The organism is Terasakiella brassicae (assembly GCF_014641495.1).
Lineage (GTDB): Bacteria > Pseudomonadota > Alphaproteobacteria > Rhodospirillales > Terasakiellaceae > Terasakiella > Terasakiella brassicae.
In genome coordinates this window covers 1-14,715 of sequence record NZ_BMHV01000006.1, presented here as the reverse complement: position 1 = coordinate 14,715, position 14,715 = coordinate 1, and the positions used below count along the sequence as shown (strand labels likewise).

The following is a 14,715-nucleotide window of genomic DNA, read 5'->3' as shown; positions in this document are numbered from 1 at the left end:
GCAAGATCGTGATGTCATTGTCCATTCGCGCCGTTCAAGCCCTTGCCTTGTGCGGCGCGTTGCTGCTTTCCGCCTGTGCTGGTCCTTCCAAACAGGACATGTACGGCGGCGAACGCCCGCAACAAACCACCCCACAGGTCGAAGTTCAGAAAAAAGCGGAAACCCCGCGCCTTTCTGCACGGCGACTGGCGGCAATTAAGGAATATGGGCTGGAAAAGGCACAGCCTGATAAACTTGTCGGCTTAGACGGATTTGAAGTGGAACAAGCCCTCGGTACCGCTGATTTCATTCGCAAGGACAGCGGTGTGGAAATTTGGCAATACCGGGCCAACCATTGCATTCTGGATCTGTTTTTATACCAAAATGGCGCCCACCTGCGGGTCGACCATACCGAATTGCGTGGAAGCCTCCCCAAAGAAAAAGCCGCAGCCGATTGTTTTAATCAGATCGTGATGGATTTGAGACCATGAGAAGCTGGCTGGACGCGTCAAAAATCTATTTCGATCGACGAATTCTGGCCATTCTCTTTCTTGGATTTTCCAGTGGACTCCCGCTTTTACTGGTCTATGGAACCTTGTCTTACTGGTTGGGGGTTGAGGGCGTTTCGCTGGCAACCATCGGCTTTTTTTCACTCGCACGCCTGCCCTATACCTTTAAATTTCTGTGGGCGCCGCTGATTGACCAAGTGCGCCTGCCTGTTCTTCATCGCTTGATCGGGCATCGGCGTAGCTGGGCTTTGGTTTCACAAATTTTCCTGATGCTGTCCATTTTAGGACTCGGTCATTCCGACCCAGCCCAAACACCCGAGACAACAGCCCTTTTTGCCGTATTTGTCGCCTTTTTCTCTGCCACTCAGGATATTTTAATTGATGCCTATCGTATCGAACTGCTGAAAGACGATGAACAAGGCGCGGGCGCTGCCATGTACGTCAACGGATATCGCCTGGGTATGCTGATTGCCGGTGCGGTTGCAATCGGTCTGTCAGACTGGATTTCCTGGCCGCTGGTTTATAGCATTATGGCCGGATTGATCCTTATCGGCATGATCACGGTTTTGCTTAACCGTGAACCGGAAAACCTTGCGGCCCAGCAACAACTGGAAGCACGTAATCTCCACAGCGCCCAATTGATTGCAGACGGCAAGGCACCGTGGCTGGCGGCCCTGATTGCCAATTTCAAAATCGCTGTCATTGAACCCTTTAAAGACTTTATGACACGCGCGGGCTGGATTTGGGTGCTGGTCTTTATCGTCCTTTATAAAATGGGCGAGGCCATGCTGGGCGCCATGGCCAATCCGTTTTATTATCAGATCGGTTTCAGCGCGACCGAGATCGCTTCTGTCACCAAGGTTTTTGGGCTTGGCGCCACCATTATCGGCGGTATGATCGGCGGGATCGTGGTTTATCGCTATGGCATTGTGCGGGCGTTGCTCTATTGCGGGATCGTACAGATGCTTTCCACCTTGTTATTTGCTGTGCAGGCCGAGGTTGGACACAACGTGCCCATGCTTATGGCCGCCATTTCCGGGGAAAATATCACCGCCGGTATGGCCACAACCGCCTTTGTCGCTTATCTGTCCAGCCAATGCAATTCCGCCTATACCGCTACCCAATATGCGTTGCTCAGTTCCTTTATGGCGGTGCCACGCGATATGTTTGCCGCCCTGTCCGGCATTATGGCAGACCAACTGGGCTGGACCTTCTTTTTCGTCGCCTGTTCAGCTATTGCCCTGCCCGCCCTGCTTCTGCTGGCCTGGATGCAGCGCAGATATGAGACTACGGTTGATAATCCTGCTTGATAAAAGAGTGCCTTTTCGCTATCGTGCGCCTGCAATTTAGGGGGCGCTTTCGGGGCCCACAGTAACAGTGTGAGGAAAATTCATGGATATCAAAAAGATTCCTGTTGGCGATGCACCGGAGTCCGTCAACGTGATCATCGAAGTTTCTGCCGGTTCTACACCGGTGAAATACGAATTTGACAAAGACAGCGGCGCAATCTTCGTTGACCGCTTCGTTCATACGCCGATGCATTACCCGGCGAACTACGGCTTTATTCCGCACACATTGTCCGATGACGGTGACCCGGTTGACGTTTTGGTTCTGGCACCGGAAAGCATCATCCCCGGCGCGGTTATCGCAGCCCGTCCCATCGGTGTTTTGATGATGGAAGATGATGGCGGTATGGATGAAAAAGTTCTGGCCGTTCCGACCAACAAAATGCACCTGATGTATGCGGACGTGGCAACACACACAGACCTGCCGCAAATCATCCTTGATGAAATCGCGCACTTCTTCCAGCACTACAAAGACCTTGAAAAAGGCAAATGGGTGAAAATCACCGGCTGGGAAGGCGCAGAAAAAGCCAAACAGTTGATTATGGAAGGTGTTGAACGCGCCAATAAAGGCTAAGTTCCTGACCGATCAAGAATAAGCAAAAGCCCGATGGTTATCCCGTCGGGCTTTTTCTTGTTTAAAAGATTCTCTTACTGACGACCGATGGAATTCATCTGAATTTTATTTAACTCATCTGCCATTTCTTTTTCTCGCTTGGCCTTTTCTTCAACCTCGCGACGGCGTTTTTCCAGATCGGTTTCTTCAACACCGGGTAACAATTGTTTCTGGCCTTTTTCAATGGTCCATACCCGGCGGCGCGGTTGCATTTTTTCCAAAATTTTCTGCGCATCCTTGGTATTTTCAGGGACCTCAATTGAAATTTCAACGCGGCGGTTTTTGGCCCGTGCCTCAGGGGTCTTGTTTTCAATCAATGGACGGGAATCGGCATAGCCTTGTGATGTCAGGCGTTTTTTCGGTATTTGACCGGACCGTAAAAAATAATGCACAACCGATGTGGCCCGCGCCGATGATAAATCCCAGTTCGATCGATATTGCAGGGTTGAAATCGGGATATCATCCGTATGCCCGCCGACTTTGATATCCCCCGGCGTACGTGCCAGAACCGGGATAATTTTATCCAGTGTCGCATAAGACGAGGGTGCCAATTCCGCCCCGCCGGACTGAAAGGCGGTTTCGGATGGGAAACGTACGATAATACCTGTGTTGGTTTCTTCTAACTCCACCAAATGATTGGCAATATCGGCCTGTAGAGAACGACGCAGCTGAGCGACCATTGCTTCACGAATGGCTTCGGTTTGCGGAATATCCATTTGCACCGACTTCACACCGGACAAAATCCCGCGCCCGCCAGACAGGTTGGATTGTTCATCGGTTTGAAAATCCGCATTCTGGTTAAAGGCTTCCCGCATGGGCCCTGCATTTTTCTGGAAACTGTTATCATTTACTTCGGAAAAAGACAGCAAAAGAACAAACAAAGCGAACAACAAGGACATCAAATCAGCATAGGTCACCATCCATGCCGGAGCATCCTTGTTATGCTTGATGGTCTTTGATCCATCAATGGTGTCGTCTTTGGTGTCCTCAGATGTCGTCATCTGCCCTTAACCCCGCTTTTTCGCATCGCGACCGGCGGTATAACTGCCACCCGATCCGATTTGGCGTTGTTTTTCAGGAAGGTGCGGTTCCAGAATTTCCAGCATCGCCGTTGGGTTTTGCATTTGCTGGATTTGGAAAACACATTCAATAATCAAGGAACGCAGCGCCTTATCTTCAGCTGATTTTGATTCCAGCTTATCCGCAATCGGCAGGGCAATCAGGTTGGCAATCAACACGCCATAAAGGGTTGTGAGCAATGCAACCGCCATTGCCGGACCGATGGTGCTGGGGTCTTGCATATTGGCCAGCATTTGAATGAGACCGACAATTGTCCCGAACATCCCGAATGCCGGAGCAGAATCGCCGATCGCGCGGAAAATCTTGCCACCGATTTCTTCACGCTGAATGGCCATCGCCATTTCCTGCGTCAAAATTTTGCGGATATAATCCAGATCACGACCATCGGCACAAAGCTGAACGCCTTTTTTAAAGAACGGGTTTTTCAAATTGTTCTTTTCAATGGTTTGAATACCGTTTTTACGAGCACGCTTTACAAGCTGAATAGCCTGACGGATGTAATCACGCGGTTTTTCTTTTTGAACGGTAAAGGCCGCACGTATCCCGATCGGGATAGAAATAAAGATCCCTGATAAAGGGAATTTGATCAAAGTTGCGGCAAATGTCCCACCGAAAACAATCAGAAAACCGGGAATATTGAAAAAGATGGCGATATCAGATCCCGTCAGGATCGCCAGCGTGACAACTGTCAAACCGATTATCAGCCCGGCAATGGTTGCAAAATCAAACTGCATAGATCTCGATCCGCCTCTATTATATTTTTTCTTCTCATTCGAATATTCGATTTTGCAACCTCAAACTCTATCTTGCAAGAGGCAAAAATCATCACATTCGCTTATAATTCCGTACGTTAGGCCATTCTTTCAGAAATTTTACCCATTTCGCAACTTCTCGTTGGCAAAAATAAACAGACATAACTGTAACGTATGAAACGCATTACACAGAAAAACAAATAAAACGAATGCCTTTTAAAATCTGATTTCTACGGGCATTTCATTTTTCACTTTTTTTGCAATCTTCTTTCATAGATACTATTCAGACGTTAATATTTCTTTAGCTCGCAAAGGTTGGGGTTGTTTTGTGCAGGGCGTTTAAGTTATCCGCTATTCTTTTCCTATTTTTAAGCCTGTTTACCCTGCAAGCGCAGGCCCGCCCCTTGCAACTCTGTACCCATGGCGGGTTTGAACCCTATGTCATTCAGGAAAAAAATTCTTTAACCGGGATCGATATCGAAATTGTCCTCGCTATTTTAAACAATCTCAAACAACCTGCCGAGATTAAGGCCTATCCGTGGAAGCGTTTGATCAGCCTCATTGAAAATGGGGAATGCGACATGGGCTTTTCCTTATTCGATACGGATGAACGGCGTGATTTCGCCCGTTATCTTTTTACCGTCCCCATACATTATTCCACCTTCAGTGTTTTTGTGCGTCGATCCAATCCTTTAAAATTCAACAGAATTTCAGATTTTTTTAATTTACGGATTGCGCATAATCGCGGGTTTGCCCTGTCTGTCGGGTTTGAACAGGCCATTGCAGACGGAAAGATCAAACGTATGCAATTCGACAATGCAAAAAGTGCCATTAAAATGCTGGAAAGCGGGCGCATAGATGCCATTATAGATAATGAAGCCCGTTTTAGATATTACCTGAAAAAACATAATAAACTGGGGGAAATCAAGTCCCTGAATATTCCGTTTATGCCACATCAGCCGGCTTTTCTCGTGCTGTCGCGCAAATCCGATATGCCGGATATTGACGAGATCAGGCGCCGATTCGAAACGGAACTTAAAACGCTCCATCTCAACGGCACCATTTTAGCTATCAGCAATAAGTATCTAAATTAGCAACTGTATTTAAGATGCGGTTTGCGTCATCAAATGATGCTCATCGTCCGGAATGCCCGCTTCCAAGCGTGCTTTCAACCGTGAACAGCGTGTGCGTTCACTCTCCGACTTCAATTGTCCACAGGCCGCCAGAATATCCTGACCACGCGTGACACGAATCGTCGCCGTATAGCCCGCGCGGTTCAGAATTTCTGTAAATCGTTTCTGTGTTTTACGGTCTGAACATTCATATTCACTGCCCGGCCACGGATTAAACGGAATGAGATTGAATTTACAGGGAATTCCTTTGACCAGTCGCGTCAATTCACGTGCGTCTGCTTCGGAATCGTTGATCCCTTTCAGCATGACATATTCAAAGGTCACGCGGCGCGCATTAATCGCTGCGGGATAATCACGCACAGCCGCCATCAGTTCTTTGAGGGGATATTTCTTATTGATCGGCATGATCTCATTGCGCACATCATCGCGGGGCGCATGCAAACTAATCGCCAACTCCACATCAGCCTGTTCGCCAAGACGACGAATTTCGGGGACAACACCGCTGGTTGACAATGTGATACGGCGCTTGGATAAAGAAATACCTTCCTGATCCATCAGGATTTTCAAGGCTTTGACCACATTCTCAAAATTGTAAAGCGGTTCCCCCATCCCCATTAGAACGATGTTTGACAACAAACGCTTATCACCGGGCGGAGACGGCCATTCATTATAACTGTCACGCGCAGCCATAAATTGACCGACGATTTCAGCCGCACTTAAATTACGCACGAGTAATTGTGTACCTGTATGACAGAATTTACAGGTCAACGTACAACCGACCTGAGAGGAAATACAAACCGCACCGCGATCTTCTTCGGGGATGAAGACCGTTTCCGCTTCGTTGTTGTCGTCAAATTTAAACAACCATTTACGCGTTCGGTCTACAGAGGTCAGCTCCTCAGACACATGCGGGCGGGAAATGATGAAATGATCTGCCAATTTTCCATGTAGGTTTTTGGAAATATTGGTCATTTTCGAAAAATCAGTGACGCCGTAATGATAGATCCATTGCCAGATCTGTTTGGCGCGAAACCCTTTTTCACCAATACGTTCCATTTCGGCCTTCAGCTCTTCACGGCTAAGGCCGACCAAGTCGATGCGTTGGTCGCTCATTTCATTAATTTCCTGAGTATTGTGCTCGGTTATTCCAAGCGGTCGGCGCATCTATACAGGAAAACGCCCTTGATTGCAAATCCCGTCATTGGAAAGACTATAAAAAGGATAGCACAAGGTTAACTCGATCTGCGACAACGCATTTGCACTCAACCAATAGCGCGTTATTTTCTAAATACCTTGATCTGATCAATGATATAGCGTCCCATTTTTAAACGCAGGCTATTGACCTCTTCACGCAGGTTCAGAAGTGCCCCGGCAACACCGGCGGTTTCTGTCATGTTCGACTCGACCAGTGCACGCAATGTTTGCATATCCTGTTCCAGTTTCAGGGTTCGGGCAGACTGTTCCTGTGCGCCGCGTTCCAGATCACTGGTGCGTTGACGGGTATTTTCCAGATCGGTGCGTACCACGCGAACCTGACTGGCCAAATCTTTCAAGCCCCCTTCGCCTTCGACGATTTCCATCAAATCGGCCATGTCTTTGCGCACAGCATATAAGGCTTTTTGATAACCGGAGATTTCCCCGCGCATCACATCGACTTCTTTATGAACATCGTCCGCTTTCATCGCGGCCCGTTCCATGCGTTGTGTTCGCGCCCGGATGCCTTTTAATTCGACCTGTTGGCGTTCCATCGCCAGATAAGCCTGTTTTAAAAGGGTGCGGATATTCTGAATATCACCTGCTTGGGCCTGATTGGGTTCACGTGCCACATCGTGAATACGTTCCACCAGTTCATCAACCGTCCCCTTCAGGGCTTTATAACGGGCTTTGGTGGTATCGCGCTGCAAACGCAGCTTGTTCATTTCCAGTTCACGTTCTTTAAGGTATTGCTCATGGCGTTTAACGGCGTCCGGGCGAATACCAAATCGTTTTGCAGCAGATGCCAATCCCGGTGTCAACGGCGAACGGCGCAAGGGGGTAATGTTTTGCGTGTGCGCTGTTTCCGCCAAAATCTGTTGTGCCTGTGCCATATCTTGCGCTCTCCCAAACACTTAACGTGCTTATAAAACAAATCCATTCGACCCATCATGGCGCAAAAAAATGATCAGATGGTTAACAGAGATCTTTTTTATGAAGAAAGAAAAAACCGCCGCACTCAATCAGAGTACGGCGGTTTTTATTTGAGTGCTCAGATCATAAAACAAACTTAGTGTTTTACATCTGCCCAGATTTTACGCTTCAGCGCATAAAGCATAGCTGTCAGAACCAACAGGAACAGCATAACTTTCAAGCCCAAAGATTTACGTTCGTCCAGCTCGGGCTCAGCAGCCCAGTTCAGGAACGCAACGATATCTTCTGCATGTTGTACAGCTGTTGCTTCGGTGCCATCTTCATACTCAACCAGCTCGTCCATCATTTGTGGCGGCATGGACGTATAATAGCCCGGGAAGTAAATGTTGAAGCTTTTGTCTTCGTTCAGAATAAAGCCTTTCTGATGCGCGACTTCTTCCGGCACTTCATCCATATAGCCCATCAGGAAGCTGTAAAGATATTCCGGACCACCCAAACGTGACTTGGCAACCAAAGACAGATCCGGCGGCAAAGCACCGTTGGCATCAATCGCCGCCGCATCGTTCGGGAACGGGCTGACAAATTTATCAGACGGCTTGGCTTCACGTGTGAAGAATTCGCCATCGTCATTCAACAAGGCACCTGCATCGCCATGTGGCAAACGGATTGATTTTTCCGCTGCAATTTCCTTGATCTCGTCTTCTGTAAAGCCGAGCGCAGAAAGATTGCGATAAGCAACCAAACGCAGAGAGTGACAAGCTGAACAGACTTCGTTGTAAATCTGGAAACCGCGACGCAATTGCTTTTGATCGTATTGACCGAAGAAACCTTCGAACGACCAGTTTACGTCTTTCAGTTCCGGCACATAAGCACCACCGGCAGCCTGGGCTGCACTGGCACTCAATGTCAGGGCAGCAACAGCAGCAATAAACAGTTTACGCATGTTACGCGTCCTCCGATTTCTTGAGTACGGCAGCGGAAATGCTTTCCGGCAAATCGACGACTTTCTCAATCTTGCTCATTAACGGCAGGATCACGAGGAAGTGGGCGAAATAGTACAGGGTCGCAAGCTGCGCCATGATGATGTAAGACCCTTCCGCCGGTTTTTTACCGAGGTAACCAAGGAAAATACAATCAAGGAACAGAATCCAGAAGAACCATTTGTAAACCGGACGGAACTTACAGGATTTCACCTTGGAACGATCCAGCCACGGCAACACCATCAGCAAAATGATGGACGCAAACATCGCCAAAACACCACCCAGTTTCGCCGGGATAATGAAGATGTCGAATGTAATCGCACGCAAGATCGCATAGAACGGCAGGAAGTACCATTCCGGCACGATGTGCGGCGGTGTGACCATCGGGTTTGCCGGGATATAGTTGTCCGGCTCACCAAAGAAGTTCGGTGCCCAGAAAACAAAGAACAGGAAGAACATAAAGAACAGCCCCATCCCGAACAGATCTTTGATCGTGAAGTACGGGTGGAAAGGAATGCTGTCTTCCGGCTGTTTCATTTCAACACCCAGCGGGTTGTTGGATTTTACAGCGTGCAAAGCCCACAGGTGCAGACCGACAACGGCAAACAGAACAAACGGCAACAGGTAGTGCAAGGAGAAGAAACGGTTCAATGTCGGGTTATCAACAGAGAAACCACCCCACAGCAACGTTACGATAAAATCGCCAACGATCGGGAAGGCCGAGAACAGGTTGGTAATAACGGTTGCGCCCCACAGGGACATTTGACCCCACGGCAGAACGTAGCCCATAAAGGCCGTGCCCATCATCAACAGCAAAATAACAACGCCGAGGATCCACAGGATTTCGCGCGGGCCCTTATAAGAACCGTAGTACAGCCCACGGAAAATATGGATATAAACGACGATAAAGAACATGGAGGCGCCGTTCATATGGATATAGCGGATCAGCCAACCATAGTTGACGTCACGCATGATGCGTTCAACAGAATCAAACGCCATATCAACGTGCGGTGTATAGCTCATTACCAGAAAGATACCGGTAACAACCATCACAATTAAAACAGTGAGCGCAAGGGAACCGAAGTTCCACCAGTAGCTCAGATTGCGCGGCGTCGGATAGCCGGCAGTGGAGTGGTGCATCAAAGAGAAGACCGGTAGACGATCATCAACCCATTTGACGACTGGGTTATTCCATTCAGGAGAACTCATTTATCGGGCCCCTTATCCAATCTTGACGTGTTCGTCGTCGAGGAATTCGTACGGCGGAACGGCGAGGTTCAACGGTGCCGGACCTTTGCGAATACGACCGGACGTATCATAGTGAGAGCCGTGGCACGGACAGAACCAGCCACCGAAATCACCGCGCGGGTCGCCGGGCTTCTGACCAAGCGGTACACAACCCAGGTGGGTACATACACCAATCAAAATCAGCCATTCCGGTTTTTGAACGCGATCAGCGTCTTTTTGAACGTCAACCATGGACGCACTGTCGTCTTTAGCGGCTTGTTCGATCTCTTCCGCGTTGCGGTGGCGAACAAATACCGGTTTCCCGCGCCATACTACAGTGACGCTTTGCCCTTCCTCGATCTGGGAAATATCTACTTCTGTGGTAGACAATGCCAGAACGTCAGCAGCAGGGTTCATGCTGTCAACGAAAGGCCAGATCGCACCTGCAACACCCGCTGCACCGACGGCAGAAGTCGCCAGCAGCAGGAAGTCGCGGCGAGATTCACCGTCTTCCGTCTTATTCTCTACGTTAGTAGCCGTATCAGCCATGTTTTACCTCATTTTTGTCCCCGAACGCGAATCGGGGTGCCCAAGTCGTTGCCTTCAATCAAACAGATTAAGTATCTGCGATATCATGGTGTCTTCTAAAATGAGAAAAGACACAATGACAAAACTCAATTAACAACGTGACCCGACCTAAAATGAAGGACGAGTCGCGCACCCGTATAATGCATTTCGCCTGACAAGAAAAGGTTTAACCTGTACATATCCATGAAATTATGTTGCGAATTGCCTTAATTCAGGTGTAGTTAATAACGACTCTCAATTGTAAGGATTTTTTACGTGCGTTTGGCCCTGTTTCAACCCGACATCCCACAAAATACCGGAACCCTGCTTCGACTCGCGGCTTGTATGAACATCGGTGTCGATATTATCGAACCCTGTGGATTTGTCCTTGATGACAAACGTATGCGCCGTGCCGGGATGGATTATCTGCATCGTGTGGATTTAATCCGCCACAACAGTTGGGACACTTTTGTTGACGCCAAAAAAACACAAGGCGGCCGATTGATCCTGCTGTCAACCAAGGCCGCCCATATCTATACCGAATTTGAATACCACCCCGACGACACCTTGTTATTGGGACGCGAAAGCCAGGGCGTTCCCTGCGATGTCCATGATCACGCCGATGAACGCCTGATCATTCCAATGGCACAGGGGATGCGTTCTATCAATGTTGCCATCAGTGCGGCGATGGTTCTGGGGGAAGCCTTGCGCCAAACCGGTGGCTTCCCCGGTTAAGTGAACAAAATTTAAGTCTTTAAGGGATAAAGACTGCGATAATCCGCTGGCTTGACGATTTTCCCCAACAGGCAACACAGCGGATCATGGACCGCACAAATCAACTTGCCTCGCCACGAGCCTTTTTTTGACAGGCCCAAGCGGAATTTCACTTCTTTTGTCCGATGGTGAACAAACGGGATGATCAGCGCCGTTGCCCATTTGGAACAACGCATCAGCCGGACATAAGGCACCGCCCAAAAGTGATACCCCTCCATGAAAGACGGAGGTAAATATTTATGTGCAAAGACAAGACAGGCTTTTTGATCAAAGGAAGACATCAAACCCTGTGTTCCCATTTCTGTACAAATGACTTTTGCACCACCTTCGCCACCATCACCATCTGCTTCCGAGCCAGAAGCAGACCCAACACCTCCGCCCGCGTTTCCGCCATCCCCACCTTCATGGTTTGCTTTGGGAGGCTCCTTCTTTTTTTGGGTTGCCTGCTTTTGCGTTTTGTTATCCGTTTGCGTATCCGCCTTCGCTGTCTGCGGACCGCCTGTATCTGAAATTGTTTGCTCCCCACTGATCGGGTTACTCCACGGGGTCAGTTGACTGTCAGTGGCCCCCGTTGTCTGTAAACGACTTGTCTGTGCTGGCGCAGAGATCGGTGTATTTTTGTTTATGTTTTGTTCTTCTTTTTTTGAAATCACCTGAACCGGTTGTGACCGCCTGCGTTCAAATTCCGTAACCGTAATTGTTTGAGAGGCATTTTTCCTGTTTTTGTAATATCCTTGGCCTAAACGCCCCATTGCATCGGGGACATAAACCCAATCCTGTGCATTGAAGATTGTATCCGACATAACTTCCTGCTCCTGTTTTAAAATAATCAACCCTCCTTATTTAAGGTATTTATTCCTTTTAACAACCCTGATTGAGGAAAAATCATATGGCCTATCTCATAAAACAGATGCATCCCCTCTTTAAATCAGGCACCATATCTTTGACTTGAAGGAGAAGAGAATATGAGTCTGGAATTCCTCATCACGGCATTCATCGTGGTGCTTCTGCCCGGTACCGGCGTTATTTACACCGTTTCCATCGGATTATTTCGCGGCACGACCTTTTCCTTATGGGCGGCTTTGGGGTGTACGTTCGGTATTGTGCCGCATATCTTGGCTTCCATTCTTGGACTCGCCGCGCTGATGCATACCAGCGCGCTTGCCTTCCAAACCGTTAAATATGTCGGGGTGGCCTATCTTCTTTATCTCGCCTATGGCATGTGGAAAGAAAAAGGCACGCTGTCCGTTAAACAAGTCGATCAACATAAAAACGGGGCACGGATCGCCTTGCATGGTACATTGATCAATGTGCTCAATCCCAAACTCTCCATCTTTTTCCTCGCCTTTTTACCGCAATTTATTACCACGCAAAGCCAAACGCCCCTTCTGGATATGGGCCTTCTCAGCCTGACCTTTATGGGGATGACATTTGTGGTCTTCGTCATATACGGCTGTGCTGCGGCATGGATGCGCCGCTATGTTATGGAAAATGAACGCCTGCTCGGCTGGCTCCAACGCAGCTTCGCCGCCGCCTTCGTCGCCCTTGGTGTTAAACTGGCATTTGAAGAACGTTAACCCTCTGGACTAAAAGCAAATATTTTCTGGCTTTTTCGTAGGCCAGTGAAGAGTTCTTCAAAAAACGGGGGCCAAAACCTAAAAAATAATATAATTTCGAGGCTGACCCCGGAATTTGTAAATTCGGTATTGTTACGCGCGCTAAACGTGCCATAGTGCTCTCCTTCATTTTCTGAAAGAGGTATGAAAAGCTTAGGCAAGTAATTCGGTAACTGTCCCCCGAACTTGAAGAAAATCCCGCACCAGGAAAAAGAGCAGGTCAATTACATTATCAAGATAAATCTGGTAATAAATATTATTACGAGCCAATCACACAAACTTTTAAAGATGCGCCGAATTCTGTGAATAAACGTATACAAAAAGATCAAAATTTTAGAAGCGCTATTGATAAGGCACTCAATAAATACCTAGGAAACACATAATGTTTTATACAAACAAAATAATTCGAGATAATTTTGCTTCACAAAATAAAGAAGATTACCCCTTATCTACTGAATTAAAGGAACTACTTTCAAATGGTCTTATTGAAGTAGATAATGGACTATTCTTCAAAAGTTTTCAAAATTCTTTAAAAACTATTACTAATGAAAATTCCCCAGATATTACCGGAAGAGAATGTACCATTAACAAATTTCACATTGAAGATTATGTAAATAAAAATGTTTATCAACAAGCTTTTTTGACAATCAAATATATATGGGAAATGTGCAAAGACTATAATTGTCGTATCATCTTGGGAGACGACGAAGGAGATCTCAATATACGTTTCCATCAAATCCGTTATGCTGAAAAGTGGCTTGATGAAAACCTAGAAAAATATAAATTGAATGGAATTTTGTATTTAGATACTAATGAATGTATGTCATTTCCTAAAAATTTCGCAGATTTTTTAGACAAAATTGCAAAACCCTGTAGCTCTGTGGAATAATCCGTCCGAAAGTTCGAATCCGGAGTCGGAGTTCGGGGGACTGCCTATTCCGGGGTCAGCCTCGAAATTTAATTAGGTGGCTGACCCCGGAATTCTCCTTCATTTTCTGAAAGAGGTATGAAAAGCTTAGGCAAGTAATTCGGTAACTGTCCCCCGAACTAGAGCAAGAAAGCAACCAACAAAATCAAAGTAGAAGCACAAGCTTTGACTCAAAGTGGCACGCTGGTAGGCATGAGCAAGGCCCTGATTGAACCATTTACTGAAACCATATCCCTACTTGAAGTTAAGTTTAAGTTAAGTTTAAGTTAAGTTCGGGGGACAGTTACCGATCTCTCGGTTTTGGTCCGGGCTTTTTAGGCAATAAAGGGCGGTGAATTCGAGGGACAGTTATCGATCTTTTAGTTGAAATTTTTAAAGCGCTTTTTCCTATTAAGGAAAAAGCGCACACTCTCGTAATTTTCCCCCACCACACGCCTGCGCGTACAGCATAATCTTCTAGCAGAGGCCAGCCGGGGCCAGCATTATCGCAAGGGGCGATTTAAACCTGACCTCCGGTGATGACTTTGCAACTCCGGCACGCTCAGGGGTACAAACGTTGCCTTGACCAGTGAAACCGGCAGCTTCACCAACGCTTACGGCAAGGTTCAGGCCACAGACACCCTGTCCATCAGCGCACAGGAGTTCGGGGGACAAGGAGTTCAAGGAGTTCGGGGGACAGTTACCGATCTCTCGGTTTTGGTCCGGGCTTTTTAGGCAATAAAGGGCGGCCAAGCTGTTCCTCCAGGGTATTCCGGGGTCAGCCTCGAAATTAAATTAACGTCAATTCGGGATAAGGAATGTTGTCGGCAAGCCTTTCAGTGAACATGCAGGTTTCCTCGGTTTCAAAACATATGCAGCCAATCCTGCAAGCAGATTGATGAAGAAATGATCTGTTTTCCTGTGTCTTGAATGCTCAATCTGGCAATTTTCTTTCAGTTGTCCGATAACAGCTTCGACAATTGCCCGCTTGGACAGGAACCATTTCTGGAAAGAAGTATGATTGGCTGGTTTCATTTTCTTTCGGTGTTTTGTAATGAACTCAACCCCTTGTTCTGACAAATCTTGCGTCAACTTTTTGGAGATG

The 14,715-nt window shown here is 47.6% G+C and carries 17 protein-coding genes; 8 read left to right on the top strand and 9 right to left on the bottom strand.

The genetic code is table 11. The annotated features are described in order from the left end of the window. Positions 1–11: 11 nt before the first annotated feature. The 3 genes from IEW74_RS05255 (at position 12) to ppa (ending at position 2,408) form a co-directional block, all read left to right on the top strand. Entirely contained in the window at positions 12–470 is a 459-nt protein-coding gene (locus tag IEW74_RS05255; protein WP_188662421.1) for a hypothetical protein, read from the top strand. Further along, the gene (locus IEW74_RS05250; RefSeq protein ID WP_188662419.1) at positions 467–1,798 is read left to right on the top strand and encodes an AmpG family muropeptide MFS transporter; all 1,332 of its coding nucleotides are present in this window, start codon (positions 467–469) and stop codon (positions 1,796–1,798) included. Before IEW74_RS05255 ends, IEW74_RS05250 begins: the two co-directional genes overlap by 4 nt. A gap of 82 nt (positions 1,799–1,880) precedes the next feature. Continuing rightward, the gene (gene ppa, locus IEW74_RS05245; RefSeq protein ID WP_188662417.1) at positions 1,881–2,408 is read left to right on the top strand and encodes an inorganic diphosphatase; all 528 of its coding nucleotides are present in this window, start codon (positions 1,881–1,883) and stop codon (positions 2,406–2,408) included. A 74-nt stretch (positions 2,409–2,482) separates the two neighbouring features. On the opposite strand, the gene IEW74_RS05240 is transcribed toward ppa, so the two are convergent. Continuing rightward, positions 2,483–3,448, bottom strand: a complete 966-nt coding sequence (locus IEW74_RS05240; protein WP_188662414.1) for an OmpA family protein — start codon at positions 3,446–3,448, stop codon at positions 2,483–2,485. Positions 3,449–3,454: 6 nt separating this feature from the next. Continuing rightward, complete coding sequence (locus tag IEW74_RS05235; protein ID WP_188662412.1) at positions 3,455–4,261, bottom strand: motility protein A; 807 nt, start codon at positions 4,259–4,261, stop codon at positions 3,455–3,457. A gap of 422 nt (positions 4,262–4,683) precedes the next feature. Here IEW74_RS05235 and IEW74_RS05230 point away from each other — a divergent pair, with 422 nt between their 5' ends. Next, the gene (locus IEW74_RS05230) at positions 4,684–5,373 is read left to right on the top strand and encodes a substrate-binding periplasmic protein (protein ID WP_188662410.1); all 690 of its coding nucleotides are present in this window, start codon (positions 4,684–4,686) and stop codon (positions 5,371–5,373) included. Positions 5,374–5,382: 9 nt separating this feature from the next. Here IEW74_RS05230 and rlmN read toward each other — a convergent pair whose 3' ends face one another. From rlmN to petA, 5 genes are all read right to left on the bottom strand, one after another. After that, complete coding sequence (gene rlmN / locus IEW74_RS05225; protein ID WP_188662408.1) at positions 5,383–6,525, bottom strand: dual-specificity RNA methyltransferase RlmN; 1,143 nt, start codon at positions 6,523–6,525, stop codon at positions 5,383–5,385. Between the two features lie 164 nt (positions 6,526–6,689). After that, positions 6,690–7,499 carry a coiled-coil domain-containing protein gene (locus IEW74_RS05220; RefSeq protein ID WP_188662406.1) on the bottom strand — a complete coding sequence of 270 codons (810 nt, stop codon included), beginning with the start codon at positions 7,497–7,499 and terminating at the stop codon, positions 6,690–6,692. Between the two features lie 176 nt (positions 7,500–7,675). Next, a complete protein-coding gene (locus IEW74_RS05215) occupies positions 7,676–8,482 on the bottom strand; it encodes a cytochrome c1 (RefSeq protein WP_188662404.1) in 807 nt (268 codons plus the stop codon). 1 nt (position 8,483) lies between these two features. Then, complete coding sequence (locus tag IEW74_RS05210; RefSeq protein WP_188662402.1) at positions 8,484–9,728, bottom strand: cytochrome b; 1,245 nt, start codon at positions 9,726–9,728, stop codon at positions 8,484–8,486. A gap of 12 nt (positions 9,729–9,740) precedes the next feature. Further along, complete coding sequence (gene petA, locus IEW74_RS05205; protein ID WP_188662400.1) at positions 9,741–10,295, bottom strand: ubiquinol-cytochrome c reductase iron-sulfur subunit; 555 nt, start codon at positions 10,293–10,295, stop codon at positions 9,741–9,743. A gap of 294 nt (positions 10,296–10,589) precedes the next feature. Between petA and IEW74_RS05200 the strand changes: the two genes are divergently transcribed. Beyond that, complete coding sequence (locus IEW74_RS05200; RefSeq protein ID WP_188662397.1) at positions 10,590–11,048, top strand: tRNA (cytidine(34)-2'-O)-methyltransferase; 459 nt, start codon at positions 10,590–10,592, stop codon at positions 11,046–11,048. Between the two features lie 11 nt (positions 11,049–11,059). Here IEW74_RS05200 and IEW74_RS05195 read toward each other — a convergent pair whose 3' ends face one another. Next, positions 11,060–11,890 carry a hypothetical protein gene (locus IEW74_RS05195; protein WP_188662395.1) on the bottom strand — a complete coding sequence of 277 codons (831 nt, stop codon included), beginning with the start codon at positions 11,888–11,890 and terminating at the stop codon, positions 11,060–11,062. A gap of 162 nt (positions 11,891–12,052) precedes the next feature. On the opposite strand from IEW74_RS05195, the gene IEW74_RS05190 reads away from it, so the two are divergent. The 3 genes from IEW74_RS05190 (at position 12,053) to IEW74_RS05180 (ending at position 14,345) form a co-directional block, all read left to right on the top strand. Beyond that, positions 12,053–12,664: a LysE family translocator gene (locus IEW74_RS05190; protein ID WP_188662393.1), complete on the top strand. Its 612-nt coding sequence runs from the start codon at positions 12,053–12,055 to the stop codon at positions 12,662–12,664. Between the two features lie 421 nt (positions 12,665–13,085). Then, positions 13,086–13,592, top strand: a complete 507-nt coding sequence (locus tag IEW74_RS05185; RefSeq protein ID WP_188662391.1) for a PM0498 family protein — start codon at positions 13,086–13,088, stop codon at positions 13,590–13,592. Between the two features lie 600 nt (positions 13,593–14,192). Next, complete coding sequence (locus IEW74_RS05180) at positions 14,193–14,345, top strand: hypothetical protein (RefSeq protein WP_188662389.1); 153 nt, start codon at positions 14,193–14,195, stop codon at positions 14,343–14,345. A gap of 66 nt (positions 14,346–14,411) precedes the next feature. Here the strand turns inward: IEW74_RS05180 and IEW74_RS05175 are convergent. Next, the coding region (locus IEW74_RS05175) for a transposase (protein WP_188662387.1) at positions 14,412–14,715 on the bottom strand (304 nt) is incomplete at its 5' end.